General features: G+C 34.1%; 19 protein-coding genes and 1 riboswitch. Of the genes, 12 read left to right on the top strand and 7 right to left on the bottom strand.

Annotated features, from left to right (window positions below; all coding sequences use genetic code 11):
- Positions 1–116: 116 nt before the first annotated feature.
- Positions 117–211, top strand: a riboswitch (glycine riboswitch).
- A 103-nt stretch (positions 212–314) separates the two neighbouring features.
- From BN2746_RS01040 to grdD, 7 genes are all read left to right on the top strand, one after another.
- Entirely contained in the window at positions 315–683 is a 369-nt protein-coding gene (locus BN2746_RS01040) for a GrdX family protein (RefSeq protein WP_055078015.1), read from the top strand.
- 11 nt (positions 684–694) lie between these two features.
- Positions 695–1,633 carry a thioredoxin-disulfide reductase gene (trxB, locus tag BN2746_RS01035; RefSeq protein WP_055078014.1) on the top strand — a complete coding sequence of 313 codons (939 nt, stop codon included), beginning with the start codon at positions 695–697 and terminating at the stop codon, positions 1,631–1,633.
- 59 nt (positions 1,634–1,692) lie between these two features.
- Positions 1,693–2,979 carry a glycine/sarcosine/betaine reductase component B subunit gene (locus BN2746_RS01030; protein ID WP_055078013.1) on the top strand — a complete coding sequence of 429 codons (1,287 nt, stop codon included), beginning with the start codon at positions 1,693–1,695 and terminating at the stop codon, positions 2,977–2,979.
- Positions 2,980–3,060: 81 nt separating this feature from the next.
- Entirely contained in the window at positions 3,061–3,519 is a 459-nt protein-coding gene (gene grdA / locus BN2746_RS01025; protein WP_082420163.1) for a glycine/sarcosine/betaine reductase complex selenoprotein A, read from the top strand.
- 36 nt (positions 3,520–3,555) lie between these two features.
- Positions 3,556–4,866, top strand: coding sequence for a glycine reductase complex selenoprotein B (gene grdB / locus BN2746_RS01020; protein WP_082420162.1), 1,311 nt, complete (start codon positions 3,556–3,558; stop codon positions 4,864–4,866).
- Between the two features lie 80 nt (positions 4,867–4,946).
- Positions 4,947–6,488 (top strand): glycine/sarcosine/betaine reductase complex component C subunit beta, encoded by a 1,542-nt coding sequence (gene grdC / locus BN2746_RS01010; RefSeq protein ID WP_055078009.1) that lies wholly within the window; start codon positions 4,947–4,949, stop codon positions 6,486–6,488.
- 10 nt (positions 6,489–6,498) lie between these two features.
- A complete protein-coding gene (gene grdD, locus BN2746_RS01005; RefSeq protein ID WP_055078008.1) occupies positions 6,499–7,644 on the top strand; it encodes a glycine/sarcosine/betaine reductase complex component C subunit alpha in 1,146 nt (381 codons plus the stop codon).
- Positions 7,645–7,735: 91 nt separating this feature from the next.
- On the opposite strand, the gene BN2746_RS01000 is transcribed toward grdD, so the two are convergent.
- From BN2746_RS01000 to pepF, 4 genes are read right to left on the bottom strand one after another with little or no spacing between them, the layout of a single operon-like run.
- Positions 7,736–8,206, bottom strand: a complete 471-nt coding sequence (locus BN2746_RS01000) for a GNAT family N-acetyltransferase (RefSeq protein WP_055078007.1) — start codon at positions 8,204–8,206, stop codon at positions 7,736–7,738.
- 25 nt (positions 8,207–8,231) lie between these two features.
- Complete coding sequence (locus tag BN2746_RS00995) at positions 8,232–8,750, bottom strand: cysteine hydrolase family protein (RefSeq protein WP_055078006.1); 519 nt, start codon at positions 8,748–8,750, stop codon at positions 8,232–8,234.
- 36 nt (positions 8,751–8,786) lie between these two features.
- Positions 8,787–9,587 (bottom strand): pyrroline-5-carboxylate reductase, encoded by an 801-nt coding sequence (gene proC, locus BN2746_RS00990; RefSeq protein ID WP_055078005.1) that lies wholly within the window; start codon positions 9,585–9,587, stop codon positions 8,787–8,789.
- Positions 9,587–11,365: an oligoendopeptidase F gene (pepF, locus tag BN2746_RS00985; protein WP_055078004.1), complete on the bottom strand. Its 1,779-nt coding sequence runs from the start codon at positions 11,363–11,365 to the stop codon at positions 9,587–9,589. Before pepF ends, proC begins: the two co-directional genes overlap by 1 nt.
- A 138-nt stretch (positions 11,366–11,503) precedes the next feature.
- On the opposite strand from pepF, the gene BN2746_RS00980 reads away from it, so the two are divergent.
- Together BN2746_RS00980 and BN2746_RS00975 are read left to right on the top strand one after the other, a co-directional pair.
- Positions 11,504–12,739, top strand: a complete 1,236-nt coding sequence (locus tag BN2746_RS00980) for an aminopeptidase (RefSeq protein WP_055078003.1) — start codon at positions 11,504–11,506, stop codon at positions 12,737–12,739.
- Positions 12,740–12,828: 89 nt separating this feature from the next.
- Positions 12,829–14,817, top strand: coding sequence for a cell wall-binding repeat-containing protein (locus BN2746_RS00975; RefSeq protein ID WP_055078002.1), 1,989 nt, complete (start codon positions 12,829–12,831; stop codon positions 14,815–14,817).
- A gap of 52 nt (positions 14,818–14,869) precedes the next feature.
- Here the strand turns inward: BN2746_RS00975 and BN2746_RS00970 are convergent, their stop codons facing one another.
- Entirely contained in the window at positions 14,870–16,237 is a 1,368-nt protein-coding gene (locus BN2746_RS00970; protein ID WP_055078001.1) for an APC family permease, read from the bottom strand.
- Positions 16,237–16,932 carry a cysteine hydrolase family protein gene (locus BN2746_RS00965; RefSeq protein WP_055078000.1) on the bottom strand — a complete coding sequence of 232 codons (696 nt, stop codon included), beginning with the start codon at positions 16,930–16,932 and terminating at the stop codon, positions 16,237–16,239. Before BN2746_RS00965 ends, BN2746_RS00970 begins: the two co-directional genes overlap by 1 nt.
- 125 nt (positions 16,933–17,057) lie before the next feature.
- Here BN2746_RS00965 and BN2746_RS00960 point away from each other — a divergent pair, with 125 nt between their 5' ends.
- Both BN2746_RS00960 and BN2746_RS00955 read left to right on the top strand, forming a co-directional pair.
- The gene (locus BN2746_RS00960) at positions 17,058–18,104 is read left to right on the top strand and encodes a response regulator transcription factor (protein ID WP_055077999.1); all 1,047 of its coding nucleotides are present in this window, start codon (positions 17,058–17,060) and stop codon (positions 18,102–18,104) included.
- Positions 18,085–19,311, top strand: coding sequence for a sensor histidine kinase (locus tag BN2746_RS00955; RefSeq protein WP_055077998.1), 1,227 nt, complete (start codon positions 18,085–18,087; stop codon positions 19,309–19,311). The genes BN2746_RS00960 and BN2746_RS00955 overlap by 20 nt, the downstream gene beginning before the upstream one ends.
- A gap of 122 nt (positions 19,312–19,433) precedes the next feature.
- Here BN2746_RS00955 and BN2746_RS00950 read toward each other — a convergent pair whose 3' ends face one another.
- On the bottom strand, positions 19,434–22,928 hold the full coding sequence (locus tag BN2746_RS00950; RefSeq protein WP_055077997.1) for a leucine-rich repeat protein: 3,495 nt from the start codon (positions 22,926–22,928) through the stop codon (positions 19,434–19,436).
- Between the two features lie 256 nt (positions 22,929–23,184).
- Here BN2746_RS00950 and BN2746_RS00945 point away from each other — a divergent pair, with 256 nt between their 5' ends.
- Positions 23,185–23,835 carry an HAD family hydrolase gene (locus BN2746_RS00945; RefSeq protein WP_055077996.1) on the top strand — a complete coding sequence of 217 codons (651 nt, stop codon included), beginning with the start codon at positions 23,185–23,187 and terminating at the stop codon, positions 23,833–23,835.
- The last annotated feature ends 7 nt before the right edge of the window (positions 23,836–23,842 follow it).

The raw sequence follows: 23,842 nt of genomic DNA, 5'->3' as shown, positions 1-23,842 counted from the left end.
CTTTTTTGTAATATTTTTAATAAATATTGAGGTATTTTATGCGATTTGATTGACTTATTGATATCTGGGTGTTATTATTATAATGCAAGTTAAGGAAATAACTAAATATTATTGGTATGATCATTACAGGAGAGACTTCGGCACCGAAGGGACAAGAAAACTTTAGCCAAAAGTTTTTGAAATTCTCAGGTAAAAGGACTGTGATGGGACCGAGTTCTGAAGTACGCGACAGAGGATAAGGCATTATCATTTGTCGTTTTTTTATAAAGATTTTCCTTAACAATTATAATCAAAGAATCTTATAAGGAGTGTCTATGCTAATAGTTACAAATAATCCTAAATTTTTAGGTTTCGAAAAAGACGGTTATGTAGTGAGATACTTGGAAGAAGATTATTTATCAGTGTTGAGAAAAGTCAGAGACCTTGTTCACCAAGGTTATGAAGTTTTGACTCACCCCCTATATGGTTCAGTTAAACCATACGAAACGGTTTATAGAACCATAGTATTAAAAGAAGGTGACGAACTCAAATATGACTCTTTAAGACTTGTAGAAGATGCTATAGTGACAGCCGAGAAATTTTACAAGACAAATAAAGATTGGAAATGGACTGCTGATATCTTAGATGACTTTCAAGTTATTGACAAAGATTTAATCGACAACGCATTAGCAAGAATTAGGTAATCGGAGGCAAAATGGATAATATTTATGATATTATTATTATCGGAGGGGGGCCTGCAGGGCTAAGCTGTGCATTATACTCTTCCAGAGCAAATCTAAAAACTCTTGTTATCGAAAAGGAAAGTTTCGGTGGACAGATGTTTTCAACTGGTAGTATAGAAAATTATCCAGGCTCATCAGAAAATACTACTGGACTTTCACTTACAAATAGATTCAAGGAACAAGCTGAAAATTTTGGATCCGAATTCATTAGCGATACAGTTGTTAAAATCGACATCGATGATAAAATAAAATCTGTTGAATGTGAAAAGTCAACATACAAAACAAAGACAATTGTAATTGCTACAGGTGCTAAGCCAAGAAAGCTTAATATTCCTGGTGAAAAAGAATTTTCTGGAAAAGGAGTTTCTTATTGTGCAACCTGTGACGGCGCTTTCTTTAAAGACTTGGATATTGTAGTAATTGGAAGTGGAAATTCCGCTTTTGAAGAAGCGATAGAACTTACTAAGTTCGGCAGGAAAGTATACCTTGCTCATAGAAAAAATCTTTCCAAGGTAACACCAGTTATCTTAGAGAGGGCAAGGAAAAACGAAAAAATTCATTTTCTCCCAGAAGAAGAGATTCAAGAAATTAAAGGAAATAACTTTGTTGAGTCCCTAGTCTTTAAAAATTCTTCCACAGGAGAAATTACAGAGCTTTCCAAAAAAGAAGACGACCCAACCATGGGAGTGTTCGTTTTTATCGGTGCTACACCGAATTCAAAGCTAATAAGTCAGTTTACAAAACTTGAAAAAGGGTATATAGTTACTGACGGGGAAATGAGAACAAGTATCCCTGGAGTCTTTGCAGCAGGTGATGTTAGAGTTACCCCTGTAAGACAAATCGTAACATCTGCATCCGATGGAGCAATTGCTTCAATCAGTGCAGAAAAATATATATCCGAAAACTTTTAATCGCATAAATCACCAATTGTGGTGTTTTATATAAAAAAATTTTTAGTCGGAGGTGTGGTATGAAATTAGAATTAGGTAAAATCTTTATAAAAGATGTCCAATTTTCTGATTCATCAAAAATCGAAGACGGTATCCTTTACGTAAATAAGGATGAGTTATTAGAAGCAGTAGGCGGAGATGAGCACGTTAAGTCAATCGACTTTGACATTGCTAAACCCGGCGAAAGTGTAAGAATAACACCTGTTAAGGACGTTCTTGAACCAAGAGTAAAGGTTGAAGGACCTGGAGAAGTTTTCCCTGGAATCCTTAATAAAGTTGATACCGTTGGTCAAGGAAGAACACATGCTCTTAAGGGAATGGCTGTTGTTACTACTGGTAAGATAGTTGGTTTCCAAGAAGGTATCATCGATATGGTTGGAGAAGGTGCAAAATATACTCCTTTCTCAAAGACTATAAACTTAGTTGTTATAGCTGAACCTATTGACGGTATTAAGCAACATGTGCACGAAAATGCTATAAGAATGATTGGTCTTAAAGCTGCTGATTACATCGGAAGACTTGCAAAAGATCTTACTCCAGATGAAGTAGTAACTTATGAAACTAAACCATTATTAGAGCAAATTAACGAATATCCTGATCTTCCAAAGGTAGCTTATGTATACATGCTACAAACACAAGGTTTGCTACATGACACATATGTTTACGGTGTAGATGCTAAACAAATAGTACCTACAATCCTATACCCTACAGAAGTTATGGATGGAGCAATCGTAAGTGGTAACTGTGTATCCGCATGCGATAAGAACCCAACATACGTTCACTTAAACAACGGAGTTATAGAAGACCTTTATGCAAGACATGGTAAAGACTACAACTTCCTTGGTGTAATAATCACTAACGAGAACGTATATCTAATGGATAAGGAAAGATCTTCTAACTGGACTGCAAAATTATGTGAATACCTTGGAGTAGACGCAGTTATCGTATCTCAAGAAGGTTTCGGTAACCCAGATACAGACTTAATCATGAACTGCAAGAAGATCGAAATGAAGAATGTTAAGACTGTAATCGTAACTGACGAATATGCTGGTAGAGACGGAGCTTCTCAATCATTAGCTGACGCTGACGAAAGAGCAAACGCAGTAGTTACTGGTGGAAATGCTAACCAAGTGGTTATACTTCCTAAGTTAGACAAGATTATCGGTCATATAGAATATGTTGACATTATAGCTGGTGGTGCTAAGGGTGCCCTAAGAGAAGATGGAACTATATTAGTAGAAATTCAAGCTATAACTGGAGCAACTAACGAAACAGGTTTTAATTATTTAACTGCTAAAGGTTATTAATTCTAACTGTACAACTTAAAAAAACTAAACAACTAAACTAAACAACTAAACTAAAACAAATAAATTAAACAGGAGGATGTCATGAGTATATTAGAGAACAAAAAAATTATAATCGTTGGCGACCGTGATGGAATCCCTGCTCCTGCTATTGAAGAGTGTGTAAACACTGTTGCAAATACAGAAGTAATATTCGCATCTACTGAGTGCTTTGTCTGAACTAGTGCCGGAGCCATGGACTTAGAAAACCAAAAGAGAATTAAGGAAGCAGCTGAAGAGTATGGTCCTGAAAATCTTGTTGTTATTCTAGGTGCTGGTGAGGCAGGAGCTGCAGGTTTAGCAGCTGAAACTGTTACAACTGGAGACCCTACATTTGCTGGTCCACTAGCTGGTGTAGAACTTAACTTAGCATGTTACCATGTAATCGAAGAAGCTATGAAAGCTGAATTCGATCCAGATGTTTATGACGAACAAATCGGTATGATGGAAATGGTACTTGACGTTGACGAAATTGCTTCTGAAATGGAAGATATCAGAGGATAATATTTATAAAATTCTTATATAAAGGAGGATGTATCAATGGCGAACATTAAAGTCGTGCATTATATAAACCAATTCTTTGCTGGTATTGGTGGCGAAGAAAAGGCCGACATTGCGCCTTTCATTGCTGAAGAGTTACCTCCAGTTAGTAAACAATTAAGTGCAAAACTCGGAGAAGGATTCGAAGTAGTTGGTGCTGTTGTTTGTGGTGACAGTTACTTCGGAGAAAACATGGAATCAGCAAGTAAAGAGGTTTTAGATATGATAAAATCTTTTGAACCTGATTTATTTATCGCAGGACCAGCTTTCAACGCCGGACGTTACGGAGTTGCAGCAGGAACTGTAACTAAAATGGTTAAAGATGAATTAAACATCCCTTCAATTACAGGTATGTATCCTGAAAACCCAGGTGCAGACATGTTCAAGAAGGAAGTATATATAATCTCAACAGCTAACTCAGCTGCAGGTATGAGAAAGGCTCTTCCAGCTATAGCAAAACTTGCTCAAAAGCTTGCTAAAGGCGAAGAAATTCTTGGACCTGAAGAAGAAGGTTATATCGAAAGAGGAGTCAGAGTTAACTACTTTGCTGAAAAAAGAGGTTCTGAAAGAGCAGTTGATATGCTTGTTAAGAAGATTAATGGCGAAGAATTCGTTACAGAATATCCAATGCCATCTTTCGACAGAGTTGAACCTGGTGAAGCAATAAAAGACCTATCAAAAGCTACTATCGCTTTAGTAACTTCTGGTGGTATTGTTCCAAAGGGAAACCCTGACAGAATCGAATCTTCATCTGCTTCTAAGTATGGTGAATACTCAATAGCTGGAGTTGACGACCTTGATGAATCAACTTATGAAACAGCTCACGGTGGTTATGACCCAACATATGCAAATGAAGATGCTGATAGAGTTCTTCCAGTTGACGTTCTTAGAGAAATGGAAAAAGAAGGTAAAATTGGAAAGATATATGACTATTACTATGCTACAGTAGGAAATGGTACAGCCGTAGCTTCTGCAAAGAAATTCTCAGAAGAAATCGGTGCAAAATTAAAAGCTGATGGCGTAGATGCAGTTATCTTAACATCTACATGAGGTACTTGTACACGTTGCGGTGCAACAATGGTTAAAGGTATCGAAGCTACAGGTATTCCTGTAGTACACATGTGTACAGTAGTTCCTATCTCATTAACAGTAGGAGCTAACAGAATAGTACCAACAATAGCTATCCCTCACCCATTAGGAAACCCATCATTGGATCCTAAGGAAGAAAAGGGATTAAGAAAACACTTAGTTGAAAAAGCTCTTAAGGCTTTAACAACTCCAGTGGATAGTCAAACAGTTTTTGAAGATTAATTTTTAGTCTTTTAAATAACAAATAAAAATGCTTCTGCTCCGTAAGGGGCAGAAGCTATAATTACAATGGAGGTTTTTTTATGACACTACCTGTTTTTAAGAGTGCCGGATATGTACTAATTCATACACCAGATATGATTATACAAAACGGTTCTACTACTTCAACTGAAAGAGTTACTAACCCTGATTCAGAATTCTTGAAGGTTGTTGGAGATCACATTAGAAGTTATGAAGAAGTTGTAAATTATTTACCAAATCAAGTTTATATTGGTAATATGAGACCAGAAGAATTAAACAACTACGAATTACCTTGGTTCGATAAAGAATGCAAAGGTGAAAGAAAAGGTAAGTTTGGTGAAATCGTTCCTCAAGACGAATTTATCGCCGCAATAAAGGTTTGTGACTGCTTCGAATTAGTTGAACTATCAGAAGAGTTTATCGAATCTGTAAAACCTAAATTTGAAGAAAACTATCCTCATTTAGCTGAGTCTTTCGCAAAAGTGAAAGCTTCTAACATCGAAAATGATAAACACCTTATAGAAGAACATAAGGCAGAAGGACTTTACATGGACGGAAAACTTGTTGGACTTGTTAAACAAGCTCATGATGTTGACGTTAACTTAAGTGCACATACAATGTTTGAAAACCTTGTTTCTAAGACTTCAGCTATACTATGTGCTGATTATTTATTCCAATCACATGATGATATTACTAAAGATGAGATAGATTATGTTATAGAATGTTCAGAAGAAGCCTGCGGAGACGTTAACCAAAGAGGTGGTGGTAACTTCGCAAAAGCTATCGCTGAAAAAGTTGGATTAAACAATGCATCAGGTTCCGATACAAGAGGTTTCTGTGCTGCACCTATCCACTCATTTATCCAAGCTGCAGCATTAGTTGAAGCTGGAGTATATGACAATGTATTAGTTGTTGCAGGTGGTTCTACTGCAAAACTTGGTATGAACGCAAAAGATCATGTTAAGAAGAATTATCCTGTTCTTGAAGACGTTGTAGGTACTTTCGCAATTGTCATCTCAAAAAATGATGGTGTATCTCCTATCATTAGAACTCATATTACAGGAAAGCATACTGTAGGTACAGGTTCATCACCTCAAGCTGTTATGACTTCATTAGTTACTAACGCTTTAGATAAAGCTGACCTAAAGATAACAGATGTAGATACATTCTCAGTAGAAATGCAAAATCCTGATATTACAGTTCCTGCAGGAGCAGGTAATGTACCAGAAGCAAACTTCAAGATGATTGCTGCACTTGGAGTTAAGAGCGGCGCATTAGAAAGAACTGATATCCCTTCATTCGCTAAAAATTATGGACTACCTGGATGGGCTCCAACTCAAGGACACATTCCTTCAGGAGCACCTTATGTAGGATTCTGTATAGATGATCTTACTACAGGAGACAAGAACAGAGTAATGTTCATAGGTAAAGGATCCCTATTCTTAGGAAGACTTACAAACCTATTTGACGGTGTTTCATTCATTGCTGAAAGAAACCCTGGAGAAGAAGCTGAAGCTGAAGGATCAGGAGTATCAAGAGACGAAATCAAGAAAATAATCGGAGAATCCTTAAGAGAATTAGCATCTAATATGCTTGCAGAATAGGAGTGGTTATATGCCTAAGAATATTATTGCAGAGGCTCTTTTAGAAATCGCTGATGGTATTGAAAGCGGTTCATTTGCTAAAAAACCTAAAATAGGTCTTACTATATTAGGAAGTGAACATGGCGTTGAAAACATGTTAGAAGCTGTAAGACTTGCAAAGTCTCCTGCTTATGACATTGTCCTAATTGGACCAAAACAAGAAAACTGTGATTTAGAAACTCATGAAGTTTCTTCAGAAGAAGAAGCTCATAAGAAAATGGAAGAGCTACTTGATAAAAAAGTTATAGATGGTTGTGTAACATTACACTATACTTTCCCTATTGGAGTATCTACAATCGGTAGAGTTGTTGCTCCAAGCACAGGAAGAGAAATGCTTATTGCTACAACAACAGGTACTTCATCTTTAAATAGAGTTGAAGGAATGCTTAGAAATGCAATTGCAGGTATTTCAGTTGCTAAGAGCTTAGGAATTGAAAAACCAACTGTTGGTGTTTTAAACGTTGACGGTGCAAAGCAAGTTGAAAGAGCATTAGAAACATTAATCGAAAATGGATATGACTTAGAATTAGCTGAATCAGTAAGAGCTGATGGCGGTGCTGTACTAAGAGGTAATGATATCTTAAGAGGCGTTCCAGATGTTTGTGTTACTGACTCATTAACAGGTAATATCCTAATGAAAGTATTCTCAGCTTTCTCAACAGGCGGAAGCTACGAAGCAACTGGATTTGGATATGGTCCAGGAGTTGGCAAAGACTTTAATAGAAATATCTGTATAGTTTCAAGAGCATCAGGAGCTCCAGTAGTTGCTCACGCAATTAAATACGCTGCTGACCTTGTAATGGGTAACTTTATGAAAGTTAAAGCTGACGAATATAAAGCTGTTGAAAAAGCATCTTATGATAAAGTAATAGAAACATTACAACCTAAGAAAGAAGCTGCTGAAGAAACTGAAACTGTAGAAGCTCCTCCAAAAGAAGTTGTAACTGCATCTATTTCAGGAATAGAAATTCTTGACTTAGAAGACGCTGTACAAGCTCTTTGGAAAGAAGGAATCTACGCTGAAAGTGGAATGGGATGTACAGGACCAATCGTAATGATTACCGATGCAAACCATGATAAAGCAACAGAAATCTTAAAGAATAAAGGTTTTATCTAAACTAAAGGCAGGGTTTCCTGCCTTTTCTTATGCAACAAAAAACTGTTGGGGTTGGCATGTTTATTCATCCCCAACAGTTTCTTTTGTTCCTTTATTTGTTAAGATATTTGACATATATCTGGCATGGATTATCTTTATCCCAGAGTGTTTTTAAGCATTCAAATTCTGAATAACCCATGGCTTTGTAAAAACTATTCGTTATATCATACTCATGATATTTACCTTTTTTCACTGTCTTTACTTGCGAATAGGAGTAACCTTTTTTCTTTGCAAGTTCCTCATATGCATTGCTCAAAATACTTCCAATGCCCTTTCTGTGATGTTCTTCAAGTACTCCCATCACAAAAATTTCACAAGTGTCCTTTCCTGTCTCCTTTAAAACAATAAATCCAACTGGTTCATTTTCACAGAAGCAAGCAATAAAAGGTAACTTAGTTGACTCTTTAACATACTCTCTTATACTGTCCTCTCTTCCAAACCATTTTGGTAAATTATATAAAATTTTTTCACTTATCTCTATTTTAGAATTCTCATCTATTACTTCTTTAATTTCTAATTTCATTTTAATACTTCAAACAATTTATCCTCTACTCCACGCTAACTTGGCATGTCTTCATTGACTCTAATGCCCTTTCGTGGCTTTCTGGTGTTACTCCGGCGCATGCATCTGCTATAACTTTAATTGGAACTTCTGGCATAAAACCCTTTAGCATAAGAGCGTTTGATATAACACAGATGTCGGTGCAAAGGCCAACTAATGTAACTGATTTTATTCCTTCGTTTTGGTTAATTTTTTCCAGCTTTTCAACAAGCTCCTTTGATCCAAAGGTCACCTTGTCTATTACATTGTCCTTTACAAATCCCTTTAGTTCGTCGATTATTTGCCAGCCTTCAGTGCTTTTAATGCAGTGTTTAACTGGAAGATTTTTTCCCTCTTGTGTTTCAAGGTAGTCTTCTTCGTGGGTGTCCCTTGTAAAATAAATATCTCCATCAAAGTTTTTTGCCAAGTCCACCACATTTGAAACTATTTTTTTCGCCTCTTCTGTTCCAAGGCTTCCTGAAACAAAATCATTTTGCATATCTACAATTATTAATAAGTCCTTCATATCTTCCTCCTTTGATAAAAGGAGGGTCTCCCCTCCCTACTTATCTTCGTTCATCTCGTTAAATCTATATAGCGTCTTTTTAAGTCCCTTTATTATACTTCCTCTAAATCCATTTTCTTCAAGTTCCATTACACCTTGTATCGTACTTCCCAGCGGAGAGCACACGTCGTCTTTAAGTTCTCCTGGATGTTTTTTAGTTTCAAGAACCATCTTCGCCGCACCTTCAACTGTCTTTGCGGAAAGTTTGTAGGCGTCTTTTCTCTTTATTCCCGCTGACACTGCCATGTCTGCCATTGCTTCAATGAGCATGTAGATATATGCAGGTCCTGATCCACTCACTGCAGAAACAGCGGCAATTAAATGTTCCTCCACTTCTATGACTTCTCCAAAGGATTTTAAAAATTTTAATACTGTTTCCCTTTCAATATCCGTCATATTATCTGTAAAGCAAACTCCCGTTATTCCATTATTTACCATGGCAGGGGTGTTTGGCATAATGCGTGCAACTTTCACATCTCTTTTAAAAAGTTTTTTTATCTCTTCCATTGTAAAGCTTGGTGTTATGGGAACCACTATGCTATTTACATCCACATAATCTTTTATTTCACTAATCACCTTTTCATATTGATAGGGCTTTATGGCAAGGATAATTATTTTAGAATTTTTTGCAACATCGGTGTTTTCTTCAAATCCCTTTATGCCCGTCTCTTCTTCCACAGCTTTTATGTCCGACACTTTTGAAAACACAATCTCTTCTTTATTATAACCGTTCTTTACCGCACCAAGGGCCATCGCCTTGCCCATGTTGCCAAATCCGATAAATCCAAGGCTATACATTATTCTAAGGCCTCTACCAATGAACCGATATATTTTATTGTGTCTCTAAGTGGCTCGTCAGTTGAAATGTCAACTCCAGCTGCCTTTGCATAGTCAAGTGGTTTTAGTTTTCCACCGGTCTTTAAAACTTCAATCCAGTTCTTTGCATTTGCTGGGTCTTTTTCAATTAGCTTTGCAACTTGTGTTCCTATGGTTAATCCCGCTGAGTAGGTGTATGGATAAAGTCCCATGTAGTAATGTGGCTGTCTCATCCATGTTAGTTCAGCACCCTTTGTTAGTTCAACATCATCTCCCCAGAACTTCTTTAATGTGTCAAGGAATATTTCTGAAAGGTCGTCTGCAGTAAAAGACTTTCCTTCGTCAATTAGTTTTAGAACTTCCCTTTGGTAATATCCTTCTATAAAGTGGGTTACAAAGTTGTGGTAGTAGGTTCTTGCTATGATTTGTCCCTTTAAATACTTTTTTTCATCTTCGCTCTTTGCCTTTTTCAAAAGCTCCCTTCCCATAATAAGTTCATTTGCTGTTGAAGGAGCTTCCACCAAGTATAGTGAAAGGTCGGTGTCTAAGATGTTACAGTTTTCATTTGTGTACTTGCCCTGTCCTGCATGTCCAAGTTCGTGAGCAAGGGTCATTGCTTCTGTCATTGTACCGGTCCAGTTAATAAGCACAAAGGAATTTGTTCCATATGGTGATGCACAAAAGGCTCCTGTTGACTTGCCGTGGTTGTTTACAAAGTCAATCCATCTATCATTAAATGCCTCTTCCAACATTTCTCCATACTCTTCTCCAAGGACTTCAAGACCTTCTTTAATTAAATCCTTTGACTCTTCAACAGTTATTTCTCGTTCAAAACCTGTTATTGGATCAACCTTTAAGTCCATGTAGGTAATCTTATCTAAGTTGTGATTTCTTTTTAAAATCTTTGCATACTCTCTCATAATTGGAGAAAGTTCTTCCATAATAACATCAAGTTGTCTATTGTAAAGCTCTCTATCAACCCTTTGGTCATGTAATAAAAAGTCAAACACGCTGTCGTAGCCCCTTAGTTCAGAAAGTACCTTCATCTTTTGACACTCTCCTAAGTATGCAGCAGCTGTTGAATTTTTATGAGCTTCTAAGACTTTATAAAATTCTTTATATGAATTCCTTCTTATTTCTGTGTCATTTGAGCCTTCGTAGGTTCCTTCGTAAAGGTTGTATGAAAGAGATTTCTTTTCTCCATTTGCTTCGAAGTCTGGAAATACCATGTCCTGTAACTTAATTGCATTGTAAATTGAATAAAATGAATTAAGTGGAGTCATCTTTGCAATTGCCTTTTCAGTTTCTTCCGATAATACATATGGCTTATCTTCTAATGCTCTTTCTATAAATGAACCATATTTTTCATCTTCTTTTAATTCCTTTAAAACTTTTTCGTCGGTGTTTAAAAGTCTAATCTTAAAGAAAGAAATCTTCGCCATTTGGTCGCTCAAAACATTGTCCACTTCAGCTAATAATTTATAGTTTTCTCCATTATTGTAATCCGTTTCAACATTAAGTGACACATAGTCCAATGAAAGAAAGGCCTTTTCTAAAATTTCAGAATATAGTTCAAGTGCATCTTTAACTGTTTTCTTATCTTCATAGACACAGTCAAATTTTTTTATAAACTTTTCTGTTAAATTCTTTACTTCATCAACCTGTTTTAACATTTCTTCTTTATTTTTGAAGATGTGACTTAAATTCCAAGTGTATCTCTCGTCAACATCTTTTCTATCAACCATTTTAAGTATATCCATCTCTTCCTCCTCTTTTATTTCACTATTTTCTATATATCCCATGTAAACATTTTAAAACATTTTCATCTATAATTATATTATTCTTCTCATCTTTTGGGTATACAATTAAGTAAGGCAATAATGATATGAGGTGATTAAATGACAAATATTGAAAAAAATATGGAAAAATTAGCGGACTTAGTAGTTAAAAAAGGTGTTAATGTTCAAAAGGGACAACCAGTACTACTACGTTGTCCTGTTGAGAGAGCGGACTTTGCAAGACTTGTTGCAAAGAAGGCATACGAAAGAGGTGCCGTTGAAGTTGTGATGCAATGGTCCGATGACCCTCTTACACTTATGAAATTTGAAAACGCACCGGTGGAACACTTTGAAGAAGTTCCAGACTGGATGGTTCAAAGAACAAAGTACTACATGGAAAAGGGTGCATGTGTAATCTCAGTTGCAGCAACAGACCCTGAACTTTTAAAAGATGTTGATCCTAAAAAAACAGCAGCATGGAGCAAGGCCTTCTCTGCTGCCAACAAGGAAAACATGAAGTATACAATGAACGATTTAAATTCATGGTGCGTTGTATCAGTTCCTACAGTGGGATGGGCAAAGAGAGTCTTCCCAGATGTTTCTGAAGAAGAAGCAATGGAAAAACTTTGGGACGCAATTTTCTACACAACAAGAACGGACCAAGATGACCCTATAAAGGCATGGGATAAACATATTGATGTAATGGACAAACACGCAGCTGTTTTAAATGAAAAGCAATACAAAAAAGTTCATTATAAAAACTCCCTTGGAACTGATTTAGAAGTAGAACTTCCTGAAAATCATATTTGGATTTCAGGTGGATCTGAAAATGCAAAGGGGGATGTGTTTATTGCAAACATGCCTACAGAAGAAGTTTTTACACTTCCTAAGAGAACTGGAGTTAATGGAAAACTTTATTCTACAAAGCCACTTAATATGTCTGGCAATCTTGTAGATGAAATGGTATTTACATTTGAAAATGGAAAAGTTGTTGACTATGACGCAAAGGTAGGAAAGCAACATCTAACCGACCTTTTTGACGTAGACGAAAACGCAAGATACCTTGGTGAAATTGCACTTGTTCCATATGACAGTCCAATTTCAAACTCAGGACTTCTTTTCTACAACACATTGTTCGACGAAAATGCTTCATGTCACTTTGCATTTGGTAAGGCATATCCAACTTGTATAAAGGGTGGCGTTGACCTATCTGACGAAGAATTACTTGAAGCTGGTGTGAATGACTCACTAATTCACGAAGACTTTATGGTTGGATCAAAGGACCTTGAAATAACTGGCGAACTTCCAAATGGAGAAATTGAATATATCTTTAAAGATGGTAACTGGGCATTTTAGTTTTAACCTTGGGGAAACCCAAGGTTTTTTAGTTCACATAGCTTTTAGATTGTGGTATGCTTAATAAAAATAGAAGTGGATGGTGAATTATGAAAAAGAAAAATATTGTTTTAGCTCTTGGTCTAACAATTGCTTTAGCATCAACTGGCTTTGCAAAAGATAGACAGTTTACTCGAATAAGCGGCTCAAATAGATTTCAAACTGCTGTTGAAATTTCAAAGAGAGTTTTAGACGAAAATGAACTTAAAAACGAAAACAGAACCGTTGTTTTAGCGAATGGATATTCTTTTATAGACGCTCTTCCAGGAGGAGTTTTAGCAAACTCAACCTCTGGAACTTTACTTTTGACAAATACAAATGCTATTCCAACAGAAACAATAAATGAGATAAATAGAGTCAAACCAAATGTTATCTACATTTTAGGAGGAAGTTCATCAATATCAAGTGGCGTTGAAAAAAATCTTCAACAATATTCAGATACTGTTATTAGGCTTGGTGGAAAAAACAGATACGAAACATCAGAATTAATCAGCGAAGAAATTTCTAAAAACTCTGATGTAAGTGGATATCTTGTAGCTTCTGAAGTTGCAGATGCAGTTGCATCATCTTCCCTTGCCAAGGGAGATAAACCACTTATCCTTGTAAATAATAACAATCCATCTAATTATCTGAAGGAAAAGGAAGCTCCAAAAACAGTTCTTGGTGGTAATTCTTCAATTTCAGAAAGCACTTACAAATATATTGGTGCAGCAAAGAGGATTTCTGGTAAGAACCGTTTTGAAACCTCTCTTAATATCTCAAAGGCCTCAGGTTACAAAAATACCGCTCTTGTAAATGGCTATAGCTTTATTGATGGTCTTGCTGCAGGCACTTTAAGCTTTAAAAAGGAGGCGGCAATTATTTTGACAGACGGAAAAAATTTAGATTCAAATAGTAGAGAATTTTTGAATAATAGTAATTCAATCTATGTTGTTGGTGGAAAATCTTCAGTAGATGATAGCGTTGTAAATCCTACTGCTAATCGAGAAGTTCCTAAAAATAAAACTTCCTTTGAATACTTTGATTACTACAACAACTACTCAAGGGACGTTATTTATACAGAAGAAGAAATAAACGCAATAAATAAAAAGAATATTTCTCTATCTCCATATATTTATGAGCCATTCGAAATAAGCGCAAAAGAGTATGGTTATGTGGCAAAGAGAACAATATTAAAGAAAAAACCTCTTGGCAAATCATTTAGAGACCCTGCCACATTTGACGACTACAACGCAGAAACAGGACTGTTCCCATGGGACGAAGTTGCAATTAAAGGATATAGCAACGATGGTAGTTGGGCAAATGTAGTTTGCGCCGACTATGAAGGTTGGATTCCAAAAAAAGATATAATGATTGTTTCAAAGGAAAATATTAAAAATATCAAATCAAAAGATTTTATCACCATCACAAGTAGACAGATTAAATTACCTGACGGACGCTTCCTTGATATGGGAACCTATCTTCCCCTTGTAAGTGAAGAAGGTAGCTCATTTAAAGTATTAATGCCAGTTGCAGGAAATAATTTTAATACAACAGAAGTTGCAATAAAAAATACTGACGCAGTTAAAAGATATCTTCCTTTTACACAAGCAAATGTAATATCACAATCACTGAAGTTTCAAGGCGAAAAATATGGATGGGGCCATTCAAATAACACGAGAGATTGCTCCGGCTTCATTAGAGATGTGTATAGGTCATTTGGAATAAAGATGGCAAGAAATGCATCAGCACAAGAAGCTGACGTTGTTGGTAAAAAAGTAAACTTTAAAATATCCGGTGGAAATAGTGCAAAGGAAAAATTATTGTTACAACAAAATCCAGGAAGTGCACTTTATATGCCAGGACACACTGTAATGTACCTTGGTAAAAACGAACAGGGCATCCCAATGATGGTTCACTCCTATGGATACCACTATGTAAATGGCAAAAGAGTTTCTCCATTTATAAACGCAGTTTCAAGCACAAGACTTGAAAATAAGGGACGTATAACATTTTTGGAAAGTTCAAATACATTAAGAGATTTTTCAGTGCTTAAGTAAAAAAATCTACTCCTACCTGTAAGGGCTGGAGTAGATTTTTTATTTACATAATCTATTGGTATTTGTCTATGTCTTCAGGAGTTAACACTATTGGTTGTTTATCAGGGTTTGATTTTCTAAAGGATTTATTAATGAAGTATACAATAAATCCTACAATTACAAAGGCTAATAGTGAAACATATCCTCCCTTATCCAATTCCATACCTGCACCTATCATAAGCCAAACTGATATTATCATACCAGCAATCATCATTGGCACCCCACCAGGTGCCTTGAATGGTCTTTCCCATTCAGGATGTTTCTTTCTTAACACAATTACATTAACACATGATACAAAGTATACAACACCTGCTGCTATACTTGAAATAGCATAGATATATTGAACCCAATTACTTCCACTAAATAGGCAGAATAAAATTGTGAATATATATACTACAAGATTTGAAATATAAGGTTGTCCATGTTTGTTTATCTTACTAAAAGCTTTTGGTAGTTGATTAATTTCTGCAGCTCCATACAGAACTCTTGTTGAAGATGTCCAAAAACCCATTAGTGTTGTGAATGCATGTAGAAGTCCAGAAATAATTGCAACTGTTCCTATTATTTTAGGCAGTCCATGTAAAGCAACAAGCTGTGGTTCTGGCATTGTCATTTCACTAATTTCTTGCCATGGAGCCATTCCTCCAATAGCCATTACTACAATAAAATATAGGACAGCTGGAATAAGAAGTGCCGATGCAATAACCTTCCAGATATCTTTAGCAGGGAAATTTGTCTCTTCAATAAGCGTTGGTGCCATTTCAAAGCCTATATATTTTAATGAGAACACTGCCATTGCTATGAATATTCCCTTGCCTCCCATTGGGAAAAATCCACCATTGGTGTTTATGTTTTCTATTGACCACTTTCCACTGAAAAAGAATGAAAATGATACACATAAACTTGCAGCAATCATTACTACAAAAAATATTGTTGATAAAGTCCCAGCAAGTTTTATATCATAATTAGATGCAATAAACCATATAGTAACAATTATCAAAGCTATTATTAAAATTTGCATTTGACTTAATGGAACAAAATGATTTATTACTGTACCGAATATAAAAGCCATTAGAGGTGGCTCAACAACCTGTACCAAAAACATCATCCACTGAACCCCAAAGCCCATTCTGTGATCAAATGCATTTGTTGTCCAAATATCTACTCCCGATGCAAATGGTAGCATTGCAGTAAGTTCTCCAAATGCCAAACCAACTGGAATTAATAATATTGCCAATATCGGAAATATGAATGCAGCCCCTGCTCCTGTCGTTTGAAACCAATATGGAGCTTCCGCTAACCATCCTCCAATAACAGCTCCAGAGGAGAGTGCTATCATGTTAAATATAGACAGATTTTTCTTTAATTTATTATCTTTCATTATTTACTCCTTACAAAGTTGAGAACTTCTTCTGTGTTTACAACATTACAATAAATATTATTTAATACTTTTAACTCATGATTTTGTATTTCTTCAGTTGCTGCAGCACAAGCATCTTCAACCAACCAAACCTTAAAGCTCTCATCCGCCAAGCTTCTAACTGTCCCTGATACACATTGATCTGTAAAGACACCTGTAACTATTACATCTGTTATTCCACAATTTCTATATAATAATCTTAAATTTGATCCTGTTAATGCAGAATCCGTAGTTTTTTCAATAACCAATTCATCTTCTATCGGTTTTATAGATTTGTGAACTTTTGCTTCTTCACTTCCCTTTGGAATCATAAGATTGTTAAATCCACTTTCTTTTTGCGACAAAGATCTATCTCTTCCATTTGAAAGTTGAGTAACAATAGTTGCATATGATACTAACAATTTTCTTTCTCTCGCTTCAGAAAGAAGCTTTTTATTATTGGGAAGAATAACGTTATCAATCCTGTCATAAAAGTATTTCCATCTTTCTGCTTCATCTTTTTCTGACGGATTATTTAAGTTATAGTCTGGTCTGTTTACAAAATAATTTTGTAAATCTACTATTAACAACGTCGTTGTTTCAAGGTTAAACTCCAACTTTCCATTAATCTGTTCTTTTTCATAATAAAAAGAACAATGTCTTTCATTTACTCTCATAATCTACCTCCTATGTTTTACCATCTCACTTATTGATGTTAATATAATTATAGTGGAAACGTTCGCAAATAGCAGTTGCATTTTTTAACTTATTTGGTATCATTTATTTACCGAGGTGAAGCTAAGTGATAAAAATATTGATAGTAGAAGATGAATCTTTAGAACTTGAATACTTGTCACATATAATAAACAAACATAATAATATGGAAGTTGTAGGAACTTGTAACAACGGACTTGACGCAGTTAAATTGACTAAACAATTTAATCCCGATCTTGTTATTATGGACATATCGATGCCTCTTAAAAATGGTATTGAGGCAGGTAAGTCAATTAAAAGATATAACCCGGATATTAAAATAATTCTCAATTCTGCTTATTCCGAATTTCAATATGCGAAACAGGCGATAAAATATGGCTTTAACGATTATCTATTAAAGCCAACAGACGAATCAAAGATAATAAACACAATAGAAAATCTATTTCAAGCTAATGATGATAGCACATTCATCCTTAGTAATTCAACAGAAGACCGATTTAGGTTAGTTGAAACAATTGACCTTTTCAAAGAACATCTTATAAATAACAATTTGTCTGGTGGATTATCAACAGTTGAATCACTTTCTCTATTAGTTGCAAACCAGATAAATTACATAGCTAAGATGACTTACATCAATCATTTTCTATTGACAATTGAAACTACATTGAGAAATATAAAGAACACAAAATATAATATATTTGGCCACTTGTCATCCTTTTTAGAAGATGACCTAACCTATTCAAACATAAGTGATTCTCTAAAAAAAATTTGTATAGAATCATTTAATATAAGATCTGAAGAGACTTTCTCAATAACAATTGTAAAAAATTTTATAGAAAACAATTTTTCTAATCCTGAAATAGGACTAAATGAAATTAGCAATATCTTCTTCGTAAATAAAACCTATTTGAGTAGAGTTTTTAAGCAAGAAGAAAATATAACCGTTGACAGCTATATCGAAAATTTAAGACTTAGTAGAGCTTTGGAGTTAATTGATTCTACTGAACTTAAAATTTCTGATATATGGAGTATTGCAGGTTTTAAAAATAAACAACAATTTTATAGATCCTTTAATTCAAAATTTAAAATGACACCAATGGAGAGAAGGGAAAATAATGACAAATTCAATAAGTAAACTAATACCCAGGAACAAACAAAAGGAGCTTGAAAACTCCTTCGGCCATGCTACAGGTTTTGGAGTGGTCTTTGTAGATGAAGAGGGAAGCCACATAGGAAAAGGTGGTAACTTCTGCAATTTTTGCACTTTAATTAATTCTTCTAAAACTGGTTCACTTAAATGTAAAGAATGTAACAAAGCTGCTATTAAAAAATCAAAACTCACCAATAAACCAAGCATCTACCTCTGTCATGCAGGCCTTGTAAACATAGCCATTCCCCTATACTTAAATGGTATTTTGTTAGGAGCTTTAACAGCAGGTCAAGTAAGATGTACAAAGGAATCAAAATTTTATAAAGAGCTTAAAAAAAACTGGCCAGATGACTTGGATAGCAAACTTTTAGATGATTACTTTAATGAAATTCCGGAAATGTCTGATGAAGAAATAGAATCTACCGTCATTGCTTTAAGCAATATTACCGACTATATAATTCAATTAAATGCAAATAGAATTTATTCCGAAGAACTTAGTAAACAAAAGGAAATACTATTTGAAGTAGAAAAACAAAATTTAATCTTAGAGTCAGAACTTTCTAAGATTAAATATTCTACACTACAAAAACAGATAATGCCACATTTTATTTTCAATGTGTTAAACAGCATATCTCGATTAATTTCCTTGGACAGAAGTTCTGAAGCAAGTGACATGATTTTTAGTTTCAGCAATATGCTTAGATATGTATTCTCCTACACCGACAATTCAACAACCATCAGAAAAGAACTCAGGTGCATACAAGACTATCTAAACATTCAACAGATTAGATTTAGCAAAAAATTTGATTATAGCTTGGAAGTTGACGATTCTGCATTAGATGTGATAATACCATATTTTTCACTACAGCCCTTAGTAGAAAATGTATTTAAACATGGTTTTAAACACACTGAAGAAATGGGTCGACTAAAAATAATATTACAAAAATTAGGAGATGTTTGCTTCTTAGAAATAATTGATAATGGAATAGGAATTGAGTCCGAAAAGCTTGATGATATAAATAAAATTTTACTAAATGACAAAGTTTTTAATGAAAATGTTGGGATTTTTAATGTATACTCCAGATTTAAATTGATGTTCCCAAATTCATTTACATTTGATATTGTCAGTAAAGAAAATGTTGGAACAAAAATTAAAATAAGTTTTAACACCTTAGATTTAAATCTTTTTTAATTCTTTTAAATGCCAAAATAGAACCCTATGATAAAATAATATTTAGAAAAACTTTCAGTATTAAAAATCCTCCCACAAATTTAGGGAGGATTTTATCTTTAATTATTATATTGTCATATCTCTTAGTACTTTACAATATTTACAGTTTCATCAAAAACATCTTTTCCTAAAACTATTTCCTTAGGAATTTTAACTTCTGTTAATTTGTTTGTTTTAAAAGCTCCGTCATCAATCTTTTTAACATTTGGCCCTATTTCTATGTTTTCAAGTCTGTTGTTGAAAAAGGCTGCTGTTTCAATTGTTTCAACTGTTGATGGAAGATTAATATTTTCAAGATGATTTACATATAAACTTCCTGATCCTATAACTTTTAAACCTTCTGGTAAATTTACTTCTGTTAAAAAGTTTTGAGCAAAGGCATAGTCAGCAAGTCTTTCTGTATTTTTAGGGATAGTAACTTTCTTTAAGTTATTATTTTGGAAAGACTGAACTCCAATTACAGTATCATCTGAAAAGTTTAATTCTTCTAATCCACAAGAGTAAAATGCTCTTTCTCCTATTTCAGTCCCTCCTAAAAAGCTTGCATTTTTAATTGGGCTGTAAGAAAATGCTTCTTTTCCGATTTCTTTTACCTTTTCTGGCACTGTAAGTTCTGTAAGTCTTGTATATTTAAAAGCTCCATCTCCAATTTTTTCAAGGTTTTCTGGTAAATTTATTTTTTCAATTGGATTTCCTATAAATGCACCTATTTCTATTGATGTTACACTTTCCGGTAATAGAACTTCCGTTAAATTATTAGAAGCAAAACTATTAGCTTCAATAGTCGTTAAACCATCTGGTATATCTATGGCTTTTAGATTATTATTCATAAAGGCTTCTGCACCAATTCTTTTTACATCTTTTGCCATAGTAACTTCTTCAAGTTCGTTGTTTCTAAAAACACCTTCAGAAATTTCCTTGATTTCCTTTGGAATATTCACAGATTTTATTTTATTATCTGAGAAAGCATCTTTTTCTAAAACTTTTAAAGATTGTGGAAGATTTAAAGTTTTTAGGGAGTTATTCTTAAAGGCTCCTTCTAATATTTCTTCAACTCCTTCTGGAATTGTAAGTTGTAATATTTCTTTTCCTTCAAAAGCTCCAACTTTGAATTTTTTTATGCCTATATAGTCTTCGAAATTTCCTATTCTCTTTACAGCAACTCCATCTATTGTGCTCGGAATCTTAACTATAGGGTCATCTGATAAATATTCTGTGATAGTTCCAGTTTCTTTGTCAAATGCAAAATCTTTTTCATCAGATACTTCTTTTTCTGGTTTTTTAGGTATATTTGTTTTTACATTTTCATCGAATGCAAGTATATGCACATCACAGTCATTTGGAAGTTCTACACTTTCAAGCTTGTTATTAACAAATGCCATTGAGTCTATCTTTTTAACAGAGTCAGCAAACTCTGCTTCTGTTAGATTGTTATTATAAAATGCTTTTTTACCTACTTCTTTAACTCCATCTGGAATTACAATTTTTTCCAATTCGTTATTTTCTAAAAGTGATTCTGGTATAACTTCCATGTTTTTAGGTATGCTAAATTCAGTTAGTGAATTATTTTTAAAAGCTCCTTTGCCTATATCTTTAATATCTTTAGGAAGGACTACCTTTGTAAGGCCTGCTTCTTTAAATGCTCCATCTCCAATTTTTACAACAGAATTAGGAATGGTTACAACTCCAAGATTATTTGAGTTAAATGCTAAATCTCCTATCTCTGTAACTGTATCAGGAATTTTAACGCTGTTAAGACCTTTATAATAGAAAGCATACTCTCCTATAGCTTTTACTTCCACCCCTTTTATTGTACGAGGTATTATAACGTCTTTTCTTCCACTATAGCTATAATCTGTAATTGTTCCTGTATTTACATCAAAAACAAAATCACTTTCTGGATTTGGATCAGTTGGCTTTTGAATGTACTTTACTTCAATGGTCGTACACTTATCTAAATAGAAACTGTATTTGTTATTTTTCAATTGTCCAATTAAATCTTCGCCATTTACAAGAAATTCACTTACAGTCTTATCTTCTCCTGGATTTACTGTTATCGTTATATATGTTCCAGGAATGATTTGGTTACTTGGCTCTACACTTGATGTAATATCTTCACCAATAAGTTTAAGTTCGCATCTTCTTTCAATAACAACTTCAATAGTAGTATCTTTTTCCATAATAAAGCTATACTTATTATCTTTTACTTTTGAAACTTCGTCGACTCCATTGACCAACAATTTTGTTACAAAGTGCTTTTCTTCAGGGGAAAAAGTAAGTACAACTTCTTCTCCACTATAAACCATATCTGAGTCTTGATTAGAAGTAACATTGTCACCAATAACTGTAAGTTTAAATTTTTTAGGCACTGAATTTTCAGCTATATTTATCGCTTCTTTTAATTTTTCTACAGCCTTATCTATCTCTTCTTGAGTTTTAGCATTATCTAAAATGATTTTTGCTTCATCAACCGCTTTTTGTAAATCTTTTTTTGATTCCTCTGTAATCTCTGAGTTTAAAACATCTTTAGCTTTATCTAATTCTTTTTCTAATCCCTCTTTTTTCAATTCAGGCTTTTGAGGTCTTTCAGTTGGATTAGTGTTTTCAGTTGGTTTAATATTTTCAGTTTCCTTTTTATTGTCTTCTTCCCTGTCATTTCTCAAAGTCTTTAAAATATTTTTTTCAACTTTTTCTGATATAGTTGTGTTACCACCCAATATTTCAATTGATTCTATATTGTTATCCTTAAAATATTGTAGTGCTGAATCTGTTATTTCATTTTTTCTTACAAGGATTAAAGGTGCATTTTTCTTCTTTGCAACGAGAGCACCTGCTAATGCATCTGGATAATCTTCTCCACTTGCAATTACAATATTTTTAGAATTGAATTTCTTAGCAAGTTCAAGTGAAGTTTGATATCTGTCACGACCTGAAATTCTCTCTACATTGTCAAATCCAGGAAGACTGCTCTTACCTCCAAATATAAGTTTTGGACTGTATTTATTTATATCTATTCCACATCCAGGATCATACAATATTATTGAGCCTTTATCTGAGATATAAGGTGCCGCAATTAATGCGTCTGCAAAGTTTTTACCACTTGCAAATACTACTTGTGTAGACTGTGGATTCAATTGTTTTTTATATTCATACACCCTTACCGATGTAAAATATCTATTTGAACCTGCAATCCTCTTTATAACAGTTACCTTTGAAAGTTCTTTTTCCACATTTTTTGAAATTGTACTTTCCCCTCCGATTAAAAGAATTTCCTTTGCTTTAACTCTTTTAATTTCTTCAATTACTTCTTTAGATACACTATCTTTTTTAGCTAAAAGAATAGGATACTCATTTTCTGCAGAAAGCGCTGACGCGGATATGGCATCTGGATAGTTTTCTCCCGAAAGTATAATAACTTTATCTGCACTATCTACATATTTTCTGCTAATTTTTAATGCAGTTTCATATCTGTCTGAACCTGCCGTTCTTGTAATTTCTTTTGCATAGTCTCTTGTTGGTGAAAAAACTATCAAAGCAAAAGCTAAGAAAACAATTAAGTACTTTTTAATTTTACACATAAAATCCTCCTTGTATTTTTAGCCTCTCTTTATAAAAAGATTAAATAAAAGGCTTCTTGATTTAGATACTATCATAAAATTCTGAATTATTATAGTAGTTTTAATAATTTTATTAGAATTTCTTAAATCGCAAAAAAATATGTATTTTCAAATTTATCTCAACTTAACTGAAGAAGTTTTTTTAAATTTTCACCCACTCTATCTGTTCTTTTTAAATCTCTATCCTTCATGTTATACTTACCTTAGGAGGTAGTTAATGAAAAAAAACGCAATTTTCGACATGGATGGCACCATCATCGACTCAATGCCAAGGTGGAATACGGTCTTGGAAGACTATTTCAAAAGCTTGGGTATTTTTTTTGATGAAGATTACAAAAGAAAATTAATTGGCCTATCAATGGACGATATAATAAATAATGTTAACCATGACTTCGGTCTTAAAGAAAATCCTAAAAATTCCTACAATAATATTTTGGGAATGATGCTTGAAGGTTATTTAAATGATTTTGATTTAAAACCTGGTGTGATTGACTGTTTGGAAAAACTAAGGGCAAACGGCATCAAAATGGCTGTTGCTACTGCAACTCCGGAACACATTGCCATGGAAGCTCTAAGATCTAAGAATTTAATTAAATATTTTGAATTTGTTCAAACTTGCGACAACATCGGTCATCTTAAATCTGAACCGTTATTTTGGAAAAAGGCAGCTTTAAGACTTGATGGAGATATTTCCAGCACTGTGGTTTTTGAAGATGCTCTCTATTGTATAAAAACTGTACATGGTTTAGAGGGAAATATCATTGGCATCGCTGACGAAACTTCTTCCCACGATGAAGAGGTTATAAAGTCTTTGACAAATCAATTTATAAAAAACTACGATGAGTTAGATTACGATATTTTTAAATAGGATGTGT

The sequence above is a fragment of the Lagierella massiliensis genome (genome assembly GCF_001407835.1).
In the GTDB taxonomy this organism is placed as follows: domain Bacteria; phylum Bacillota; class Clostridia; order Tissierellales; family Peptoniphilaceae; genus Mediannikoviicoccus; species Mediannikoviicoccus massiliensis.
This window is presented reverse-complemented; position numbering and strand designations above follow the sequence as displayed.

Bases quoted from the DNA above. Each gene is read 5' to 3' on its own strand.
- BN2746_RS01040 (WP_055078015.1), top strand. From the start codon at position 315: ATGCTAATAGTTACAAATAATCCTAAATTTTTAGGTTTCGAAAAAGAC.
- trxB (WP_055078014.1), top strand. From the start codon at position 695: ATGGATAATATTTATGATATTATTATTATCGGAGGGGGGCCTGCAGGG.
- BN2746_RS01030 (WP_055078013.1), top strand. From the start codon at position 1,693: ATGAAATTAGAATTAGGTAAAATCTTTATAAAAGATGTCCAATTTTCT.
- grdC (WP_055078009.1), top strand. From the start codon at position 4,947: ATGACACTACCTGTTTTTAAGAGTGCCGGATATGTACTAATTCATACA.
- grdD (WP_055078008.1), top strand. From the start codon at position 6,499: ATGCCTAAGAATATTATTGCAGAGGCTCTTTTAGAAATCGCTGATGGT.
- BN2746_RS01000 (WP_055078007.1), bottom strand. From the start codon at position 8,206: ATGAAATTAGAAATTAAAGAAGTAATAGATGAGAATTCTAAAATAGAG.
- BN2746_RS00995 (WP_055078006.1), bottom strand. From the start codon at position 8,750: ATGAAGGACTTATTAATAATTGTAGATATGCAAAATGATTTTGTTTCA.
- proC (WP_055078005.1), bottom strand. From the start codon at position 9,587: ATGTATAGCCTTGGATTTATCGGATTTGGCAACATGGGCAAGGCGATG.
- pepF (WP_055078004.1), bottom strand. From the start codon at position 11,365: ATGGATATACTTAAAATGGTTGATAGAAAAGATGTTGACGAGAGATAC.
- BN2746_RS00980 (WP_055078003.1), top strand. From the start codon at position 11,504: ATGACAAATATTGAAAAAAATATGGAAAAATTAGCGGACTTAGTAGTT.
- BN2746_RS00975 (WP_055078002.1), top strand. From the start codon at position 12,829: ATGAAAAAGAAAAATATTGTTTTAGCTCTTGGTCTAACAATTGCTTTA.
- BN2746_RS00970 (WP_055078001.1), bottom strand. From the start codon at position 16,237: ATGAAAGATAATAAATTAAAGAAAAATCTGTCTATATTTAACATGATA.
- BN2746_RS00965 (WP_055078000.1), bottom strand. From the start codon at position 16,932: ATGAGAGTAAATGAAAGACATTGTTCTTTTTATTATGAAAAAGAACAG.
- BN2746_RS00955 (WP_055077998.1), top strand. From the start codon at position 18,085: ATGACAAATTCAATAAGTAAACTAATACCCAGGAACAAACAAAAGGAG.
- BN2746_RS00950 (WP_055077997.1), bottom strand. From the start codon at position 22,928: ATGTGTAAAATTAAAAAGTACTTAATTGTTTTCTTAGCTTTTGCTTTG.
- BN2746_RS00945 (WP_055077996.1), top strand. From the start codon at position 23,185: ATGAAAAAAAACGCAATTTTCGACATGGATGGCACCATCATCGACTCA.